Annotated in this window: 10 protein-coding genes; all 10 read right to left on the bottom strand. The window is 65.6% G+C overall.

Annotated features, from left to right (window positions below; all coding sequences use genetic code 11):
* The coding region (locus tag KJ554_03770) for a hypothetical protein (GenBank protein MBU0741455.1) at positions 1–362 on the bottom strand (362 nt) is incomplete at its 3' end.
* Complete coding sequence (locus KJ554_03775) at positions 359–1,900, bottom strand: tetratricopeptide repeat protein (GenBank protein MBU0741456.1); 1,542 nt, start codon at positions 1,898–1,900, stop codon at positions 359–361. The genes KJ554_03770 and KJ554_03775, both read right to left, overlap by 4 nt.
* Positions 1,900–3,210, bottom strand: coding sequence for a dihydroorotase (locus KJ554_03780; GenBank protein MBU0741457.1), 1,311 nt, complete (start codon positions 3,208–3,210; stop codon positions 1,900–1,902). Before KJ554_03780 ends, KJ554_03775 begins: the two co-directional genes overlap by 1 nt.
* Positions 3,211–3,236: 26 nt before the next feature.
* Positions 3,237–4,184, bottom strand: a complete 948-nt coding sequence (locus KJ554_03785; GenBank protein ID MBU0741458.1) for an aspartate carbamoyltransferase catalytic subunit — start codon at positions 4,182–4,184, stop codon at positions 3,237–3,239.
* Positions 4,184–4,732, bottom strand: a complete 549-nt coding sequence (gene pyrR, locus KJ554_03790) for a bifunctional pyr operon transcriptional regulator/uracil phosphoribosyltransferase PyrR (protein MBU0741459.1) — start codon at positions 4,730–4,732, stop codon at positions 4,184–4,186. Before pyrR ends, KJ554_03785 begins: the two co-directional genes overlap by 1 nt.
* 180 nt (positions 4,733–4,912) lie before the next feature.
* Positions 4,913–5,683, bottom strand: coding sequence for a tetratricopeptide repeat protein (locus tag KJ554_03795; GenBank protein ID MBU0741460.1), 771 nt, complete (start codon positions 5,681–5,683; stop codon positions 4,913–4,915).
* The gene (gene dusB / locus KJ554_03800; protein MBU0741461.1) at positions 5,680–6,702 is read right to left on the bottom strand and encodes a tRNA dihydrouridine synthase DusB; all 1,023 of its coding nucleotides are present in this window, start codon (positions 6,700–6,702) and stop codon (positions 5,680–5,682) included. The genes KJ554_03795 and dusB overlap by 4 nt, the downstream gene beginning before the upstream one ends.
* 128 nt (positions 6,703–6,830) lie before the next feature.
* On the bottom strand, positions 6,831–7,661 hold the full coding sequence (locus tag KJ554_03805; protein ID MBU0741462.1) for a hypothetical protein: 831 nt from the start codon (positions 7,659–7,661) through the stop codon (positions 6,831–6,833).
* A 163-nt stretch (positions 7,662–7,824) separates the two neighbouring features.
* Positions 7,825–8,640, bottom strand: a complete 816-nt coding sequence (locus KJ554_03810; protein ID MBU0741463.1) for a hypothetical protein — start codon at positions 8,638–8,640, stop codon at positions 7,825–7,827.
* A gap of 272 nt (positions 8,641–8,912) precedes the next feature.
* Positions 8,913–9,047 (bottom strand): transposase (locus KJ554_03815; GenBank protein MBU0741464.1); only part of this gene is annotated, 135 nt, incomplete at its 5' end.

Below are 9,047 nucleotides of genomic sequence, written 5' to 3' on the forward strand. Positions count from 1 at the left end.
GGCAGACCCACGCCCCCGGCAAGCAGCAACTGGGGCCGGCCGTCGGCCGGTGGCGGGAACGGCCGCCCCAGCGGCGCCAGACAGGCCACCGGCGCGCCGGGCGCGCAGGCGGCCATCAGACGGGTCCCCGCGCCGACCACCTTGAAGAGCAGGGTCAACTGCGTACCGTCGGCATGCAGGATCGAGAAGGGCCGCGAAAGGACCATCTCGCGGCCACCTTGGAAGTTGAGCATGCAGAACTGTCCGGGCAGGAAAGCGGCCGGCCGTTCGAGAGAGAGGGTCATCGCGTACATGGAGGTCGAGACGCGATCGAGGGCGAACACCTGGCCGGTCAAGCGGCGGGGTTGCGGCGTCTCGTTCACGAGTCGCGTCTCAGCTTGCGTTCACGCCAGCGCGAAAAGCGGACGCCGGGCTCGCGTCCGGAGACCGGGGCCGGCGCGACGGTTTCCCCCGCTTCTTCTGCAGACATCTCGATGGTCTCCGCGAAACGCGTCTCCTGGGCCAACCGCTCCTGTTCCATCAGGAAGGCGTAGAGGTCGTGGTCGCCATCGGGGTCGAGCATGTGGGCCTGCGGGGAATCGGGGTAGTCGTGCTCGAGCCGTTCGAACATGACGGCCGCCGAGTCGGGCATGGCCAGCTGGTCGCGGTAGACGACGGCGGCACCGTAGAGGCCGCGCACGGCCGCGGTCGAGTCGAACTCGGCGGTCGACGCGATATCGCGGTACAGCTCGAGCGCCAGATCGGGCCGCTCCAGGTGGAACAGCAGGATATTGGCCTTGATCAGCTTGTACTTCGGCGCTTCGGCATCGGCAGCGCCGTCCAGCCGCTGCTCGGCTGCCATGTAGTCGCTGAGGGCCGCGTTGATTTGCTTGCAGCGCTCGGGATTCTCCAGGATGCGCGGACTGCGAACGGCATCGCTGTACTTCGCCCGGGCGTTCTCGAGATCCCACTTGCGCAGGTAGATCTCCCCGAGCAATTCGCCCAGACGCGGTTTCACGTCGCCGACCAGCCATTCTTCGGGCAGGTTTTCCAGCAGGGGCGCCGCCTCCTCGAACCGGCCCTGGTTCACCAGATCCTCGGCCTGTGCAAGTGCCACCAGCCCCTGGGACGCGTAGACCTCGGCCTCGGGAGCGATCTCCTCGGACAGGACGACCGCGTCCTCGTTACGTCCGATACGCGACAGGCAACGGACCTTCAGCAGACGGGCCTCGAACAACAGCTTGCGGTCCGTGGGCTCACCGGCGATCAGGGCCTCCAGCCGGTCGTCGGCCGCCCGGTACTCCTGCAGCATCCAGTGGCAATAGGCGAGATTGTAGCCGACCTGGGGTGCGTGTTCGTCCTCGGCAAACGACCCGAGGAAGCGGAGGTAGCTGTCCCGCGCCTGCTCCCAGCGTTCCAGGGAGAAGGCGTTGTCACCGCCCACGCGCAGGGCTTCCGCCTGGAACTTGCTGTCGGGGAACTGCTGCTGCAACTGGATGAGATAATCGTTGGAGTTCGCGACGCTGCCGATGAACATGTGGTTGGCCGCCTGCAGGAACAGGGCCTCTTCCATGAACTTGTTGGCGGGAAAATTCTGGAAGAGCAGGTCGAGCTTGGCGATGGACATGCGGTAGGACTGCATGCGGTGGTACGACTTGGCCATCAGGAACAGGGCGTCGTCGGTCAGGCTGTGCCCCGGGTACTCCTCCAGCAGCTTCTGGCACTTCTTGATGGCGAGCTGGTAGTCGCCGTTCTGCGTGTTGGTGGGCTGGCTCACGTCCTCGCCCTGCTTCAGCCTCTGCTCGCGCACATGCTCGGCCGAGTCGAAGGCCTTGCGCGCATTGTAGAAGGTGTTGTACTTGGCGCACCCGACGGCCAACACCGCGATCAGAAGCACGAACCAGGTCACGAGCCTTCCCATCAGAACTCCTCGTGGTGGGTCAACCGGCCCCGCAGGAAAGTGGCCTTCACGCGGCCGGTCAGTGTTGCGCCGCCGTACGGCGTGTTCTTGCTCTTCGAGCGCAGCTGCTCGGGGTGGACGGTCCATGCCTCATCGGGCGCGAACAGCATGAAATCGGCGTCGTTTCCCTCTTCCAGCCTGCCGACGGGCAGGTCGTAGATCTCGGCCGCCCTTTCGCTCATGCGCGAGATCAGCTGTCCCAGATCGAGCTTGTTCTCCTCGACAAGATACGTGTTGCAGACGGCCAGCGCCGTCTCCAGCCCGATCACGCCGAAGGGAGCCTGGTCGAGCATCAGCTCCTTCTCCATGGCCGTGTGCGGCGCGTGATCGGTGGCCACGCAGTCGAGCACGCCGTCGACGAGTCCCTGGGTCAGGGCCTCGATGTCCTCCTCCTCGCGCAAGGGCGGGCTCATCTTGAACAGCGGCGAGAAGTCCCGGCAGCGGGAGTGGTCCAGGGAGAGGTGATGCGGCGTGACCTCGGCTGTCACGCGCGCGCCGTCCTGCTTGGCGCGGCGAATGATATCCACAGCTCCTGTGGTGGACACGTGGGCCACGTGCAGATGGCCGCCGGTGGCCTTGGCCAGTTCCACGTCGCGGAAGATCATGGTGTCCTCCGCCAGACGCGGGATGCCCGCCAGGCCCAGCTTGGTGGACCAGTAGCCGGCGTGCATCACCCCGTTGCCCGAGAGGTTGCAGTCCTCGGCGTGGGTGGTCACTGGCACGCCCAGCATCCGGGAATACTGCAGGGCGAACTGCATGAGCTTGCCATGCATCACGGGCCTCCCGTCGTCGGTGAAGCCCACGGCGCCCGCCCCGACGAGATCGCCGAATTCGGTCAGGGTCTCGCCGCGCTGTCCCTTGGAGATGGCGGCGGTCGGAAAGACGCGGCACGAGCCGGCTTCGTTGGCGCGGTCGAGGATGTAGCGCACCAGCGGCGCGCTGTCGACCGGCGGCGTGGTGTTGGGCATGGTCACCACCGAGGTGAAACCGCCCGCGGCTGCCGCGCGGGCGCCGGTGGCGATGGTCTCCTTCTCCTCCTGCCCCGGCTCGCGAAAGTGCACGTGGACGTCGACCAGTCCGGGAGCGCAGACCAGGCCCTTGCCGTCCAGGACCGGCACATCCTCACGCGCCGGCGAACCGACGCCCAGGCCCTCGACCCTGCCCTTCATGACGTGCAGGAAGCCGCTGCGCTTCGACAGCTTGCCGCCGCGGCACAGCCTGACGTTGGTCACGAGGTACTCGGCGGGGATCCGCTTCCAGTTCCATTCCATCGTCGCTGTCTCCCGTGTGTGTGATGTCAGGCCGCAGGCGCGCCGAGATGTCCCGGATCGCCGCCGGACAGCACGTAGATCACCGCCATGCGGACGGCGACACCGTTGGTCACCTGTTCCAGGATCACCTGTCGCGGCCCGTCGGCCACCTCGGAACTGATCTCCACGTCCCGGTTCATGGGGCCGGGGTGCATGACGAAGCAGTCGGGTTTGGTATGGCTCAGCACCTCGGTGGTGACGCCGAAGAGCAGGTGGTATTCGCGATTGCTCGGAAACACCATCTGGCTCTGTCGCTCGAGCTGGATGCGCAGGATGTTGAGCACGTCGGCTTCCGCCACGGCCCGTTTCAGATCGTGCTCGACGCGTGCGCCCAGCTTGACCATGTCGCCCGGCACCATGGTCGGCGGCCCGCAGACGGTCACCTCGGCGCCGAGTTTGGTCAGCCCGTAGATGTTCGACCGCGCCACGCGCGAATGGGAGATATCGCCGATGATGGTGACCTTCTTGCCTTTCAGGTTCCCCAGGCGCTGGCGCATGGTCATGATGTCGAGCAGGCCCTGCGTGGGATGCTCGTGCGCGCCGTCGCCGGCGTTGATCACGCTGGCCCGGAGCACGCGCGACAGGTAGGCGGCGGCGCCGGGCGACGAGTGGCGCATGACGATCATGTCGACCTTCATGGCCTCGATGTTCTGGGCGGTATCCCTGAGCGTCTCGCCCTTCTTCAGCGACGAGCTGGCGGCGGCGAAGTTGACGATGTCGGCGGACAGGCGCTTCTCGGCCAGCTCGAAGCTGATGCGCGTGCGCGTGCTGGGCTCGAAGAAGAGGTTTACGACCGTCTTGCCGCGCATGATCGGCACGCTGCGCACCGGCCGGTCGAACACCGAGCGGAAAGCCTCGGCGGTATCCAGGATGGAGAGGATTTCCTCCCGCGTCAGATCCTCCAGACCGATGAGATCCTTGCGCTGGAGCGCCATCAGTCCTGCACCTCCCCGACGACGACTTCCTCCGCCCCGTCGAATTCCTTCACGCGCACCTTGATGATCTCCCGCTGTGACGTGGGTACGTTCTTGCCGACGAAGTCGGGGCGGATGGGCAGTTCGCGATGCCCGCGGTCGACGAGCACGGCGAGGCGGATGGCGCGCGGCCGGCCCCAGTCCATGATCACGCCGATGGCCGCACGCACGGTGCGTCCGGTGTAGAGCACGTCGTCGACCAGGATCACGATCTTGTCGGTGACGTCCATGGGCACGTTGGTCTCGTTGATGCGCGGCGCGGGTCCGATGGTCGACAGATCGTCGCGGTAGAAGGTGATGTCGATGGCCCCCTGCGGCAGCTTCACCTTCTCGACCCGCTCGATGGCCTCGGCGATCATGCCCGCCAGGGGCACGCCCCGCCGTTGCACGCCCAGCAATATCAAGTCCTTGGTACCCTTGTTGGCCTCGAGGATCTCGTGGGCGATGCGCGTCATCGCCCGGCGGACCTCCTTGCCGTTCATGATGATGGTCTTCTCGACGAAAGTCATGAGGTCGCTCCCTCCTGGCGGCCGGGGCGCGGGGCACAAAAAAAGGGCAGGGCGTCAACGCACCCGTACCCATTCTGTTCCCCATCACGCCTCCTTGGGGCCTCACGGGGCCGATTTAAAGGATGCTTCAGTATCTCGCTGCCGGGTAATGTAGCAGACCGGCGGGCACGGGGCAAGCTGTCACCCCCCGCGCAGCAATTTCAGCTGTTCCCGCGCCCGCGTCGCCCAGGCCGAATCGCCGTCCAGCCGCAGGTAGTCTTCCCAGGCCGTGATGGCCGATTCGATCATGCCCGCCTCGGTCAACGCCCGGGCCAGGCCGTAGGCGCCCTGCCGGTGGCGCGGCTCGAGACCCAGCAGCTCGCGGAAGACGGCGACGGCCTCCGCGAAGCGGGTCTGGTAGAAGAGGCTGTTGCCCAGGGCGGCGAGCACGTCCTGATCGCCGGGGCGGCGCGATCGCACATCGACGAGCAGGTCCTCGGCCGCCTCGTTGCGGCCGCGCCGCAGCTGCACCAGCGCCTGGTTGTAGCGGGCGTCATCGAACGCCGGGTCGATCCCCAGCGCCTCGTCGAAGGCCCGCTCGGCCTCCTCCAACCGGCCGGATGCCAGGGCATCCACCCCGCGATTGTAGGGCGGCCGGGCCCGATAACGTCTCTCGGCGCCCGCCCATTCGTCCTCGCTGAAGACCAGCAGCAGATCGTCGCCCACGGACAGGCGGTCGGGATCGGTCAGGCCGTTGGCCGCCGCGATCTCCGCGGCCCGCGCCGGGTCGCCGTAGTAGAGGTCGGCCACGGTGCGCAGGGTCTCCCCCGACGCCACCGTGTGGACCAGGGTGTACTGCTCGTGCTGCCGCAGGGTGTCGAGACGCACCGCCTGGCGCACGGGCCGCTTGTCGCAACCGGGCGCTGCAGCCAGTGCGCCGAACAGCGCGACCAGGGCCAGTCTGCGCTTCATGATCGGACCTCCGGTTCGTCGAGACCGCCGCGCTCGGCCGCGCGGCGGATCTCCGCCAGAGCCGCCAGCATGTCGGTCCCGGTTTCCGTCGCGAAGAGCTCGCGACGGATGGCCGACGCGCCCGGGAAGCCGCGGAAATAGCGCGCCACGTGCTTTCTTACCAGGTAGGAGCCCGAGCGTTCCCCGCGCAGGTGGCAATCCTCTCCGATGTGCCGTTTCGCCAGGTCCAGGATGTCCAGAAGCGTCGGCGGCTCGTAGTCGCCGAGACCTTCGGCGGCGTCCATTTGCCTGAAGAGCCACGGATTCCCCATGGCGCCGCGGCCCACCATCACGGCATGGCAGCGCGTCTGGCGCACCATGTCGGCGTAGCTCTCGCCATCGACGACGTCGCCGTTGCCGATGACCGGTATCTCGAGGGTCTCCACGAGATCGGCGATGCGGTCCCAGTTCGCCCGGCCGGAGTACTTCTGGGCGCGCGTACGGCCGTGCAGGGTGACCCAGACACAACCCGCGTCCTGCAGGGCCAGGCCCACTTCGCGGTAGTTGACCGACGCCTCGTCCCAGCCCGTGCGGATCTTGGCGCTGACCGGCACCGGGCTGCCCGCGACCACGGCCCGGGCCACCGCGATCAGAAGCGGCAAGTCGGCCAGCAGGGCGCTGCCGCCGCATTTCCGGACGACCTTCTTGGCGGGGCAGCCGAAGTTGATGTCCAGGACATCCAGGCGTCTGCCCCGCATCATGCGCGCCGCGCCGGCCATCGACTCCGGCTCGTTGCCGAAGATCTGCACGCCGACCGGCGCCTGTTCTCCCTTGGTGTCGATCAGCTGCCAGGTCTTCTCGGTGTGGTAGGTCAGGCCCTTGGCGGCGGTGAACTCGCAGAAAGCGAGGCCCGCGCCGAAATCGCGGCAGATGTCGCGGAAGGCCCGGTCGCTCACGCCGGACATGGGCGAAAGGGCGGTGCGCACGTCGGCGAACCACGGTATGGCGGGTGACAGGCGTGCTGGCTTGCGTTCGAACATCTGACGACTCCGGTTCGGGCCACGCACAGGATGTGAGCAATACGGAGCCGGGTCAAGGATATGGGCGCAGGAAAAGGGAGCCGGCCCCGCGGCCGGCTCCCCCACCATGCGATGCCGAGGATGCGTCGCTAACGATACATGGACTTGACTTCGCCCCAGCCGTAAAGGTCGTCCCGGTCGATCGCATCGTCTTCGTCCGCGGATGCGACGGGCAACGCCTTGTCGCCACAGCCCTGGAAGTTGAAATCCCTCAGGATATTCTTGAGTGCACGGCCTTCGCGGCGCGCCGGGCCGTTCAGCCAGGTGCCGAAGGGATGATCGATCAGGAACTGGTCCGCCGCGGCGATGGTCTCCTCGACGGTGTTCTCCACCCCGGCGGCCACGTTCAGCTTGGCGGCGATCAGATGACGAGTGAGACGCAGCTTCAAGGTGAACGCGGGAACGTGCAGGAAGTCGATGAGATCGTCCTTGCCGTATTCCGCGCCCGCGATGACGAGGGAGTCCACGGGCCACGCGTCGCCGTGCCGCCTCCACCAGCCGGGGCTCTGGGCGCAGACGACCTCGCCGCCGCCGCAGTCGATGGTCTGTGCGAAGGTGCGCACCGAATCGCCGTCGCTGGTGAACGGCACCACGAAGGTGCCGGCCACGTCGAAGATCCCGCCGTCGGTCAGGTCGGTCACCCAGGGCCTGAATTCGTAGATGGGCACCACGTCGGGGTCCATCCAGATCCGGAAGAAGCTGACGCGTTCTTCGACGAGGGCGCCGTCCTGCGAGAGCGTCACCACGTAGGTCAGGTCGATGAACGGATGACTCGAGCCGATCTTGACGCCCGAATCGAAGGTCCAGCCCTCGCAGTCGGCCGTGACATCGAAATAATCCCAGCGGGCAGCGGCGAAGGCGCTGCCTGCGACCAGGAGGCACGCGGACGCGATCAAGACGTACATCACTCTGGATTTCATGGAAACTCCCCTACAAAATGCTAGACGGATGCATGAACGGATTTAGCATTTACCTCCGAGTGGTATGATTATATCATAAATTCAGCCATGATATCTAGGTTGGTTTTGTCATATAGAAAGGGGCCCACACGGGGGCCCCTTCGTTAAGGATCGGATCTCCTGATCACCTGTAGATGGACTTGACCGTTCCCCAGTTCGCGGGTTCATCATCAGGCAGGTTCTTCATCGTATCGGCCGAATCGTCATCGTCGCACTCGAGTTCGTTGTAGGCCGCCAGCTCGTTCTTGATCGCCAGCGCTACCTGCTTCAAATCACCGGAAGGGCGACTGCCCAGACCATGATCCGCGAGGAACTGGTTGCCTGCGTCGATGGCGCCCTGGATGCCGTCGTCGGCGCCGTTCCAGACATTGAGCATGGCCGCGATCAGATGGTGGGCCAGGATCACCGTGGCATCGCCCCGCACGGGACGTTGCACGATGCCTATCAGCTCGCTCTGGACGTAGTCCACGCCGCCGACCGCGAAGTCCAAGATGGGCCAGGCGGAGGCGTGGTTCTTCCAGAAGCCGGGCGTGTAGGTGCAGGCATCCGGTTCGTCGCATTCGCAGGTGAACATCACCTCGAAGGAGCGCATGGGGTCGCCGGACAGGTCGCCGGCGCCGACGATGGTGAAGACGCCCACGGCGGAGTAGTCGCCGCACAGCTCGCCGTCCCAGAGGCCCAAGGCCTCCACGGTCGAAGGCCCGGTGTGAACGAATGCGATGGCGCCGCTGTGCTCCTGGACGGTCATCCCGCCCCGGGACAGGGTCACCGTGTATTCGACCAGGCTGTCGATGCCGTAGGTGCCGACGACGATCATGCCGGTCATGCCCCAGCCGCCGCAGTCGGCGGTGGCATTAAAGTCCTCCCAGTGGGTGGCGAGAGCGGGGGCCGCAAGCAGCGTCGCGACCAGGATGAAGCAGAGCGGAGTCGTTTGTCGCATCATTCCCCTCCAGAAAAAAGTAACCGGGAGGTTCTAATGAAATCACTCCCTTCTTGATCGATCGACATCTATTTTACCATATCTGGATAATATTGCTATAATTATTATCGAATCATTTGGCGAGGCCGGCCCCCGTCGCGTCTGCTCAGTTAACTTTTTGTGTAACTATGAGTTACGTCTACAGCAAACCCGTATATTCCAGGATGTCGTCGCGGCGACCGCACCGGACCGCACCGTCGAACCGGGTGGCGCATTCCCGTCACAAATCAGGCTCATCCGGCTGAAGCGTAGTTGGTGTCATGCAGAGCGTAGATCTTCAACTTGAAGAACTCCGGGTCACGGAAGCCGTACGCCTTCCTCTGCATCAGCTTGATCTTCGTGTTCGTCCCCTCCAGCGCTGCGGTCGA

This window comes from bacterium (assembly GCA_018814885.1).
In the GTDB taxonomy this organism is placed as follows: Bacteria; Krumholzibacteriota; Krumholzibacteriia; order LZORAL124-64-63; family LZORAL124-64-63; genus JAHIYU01.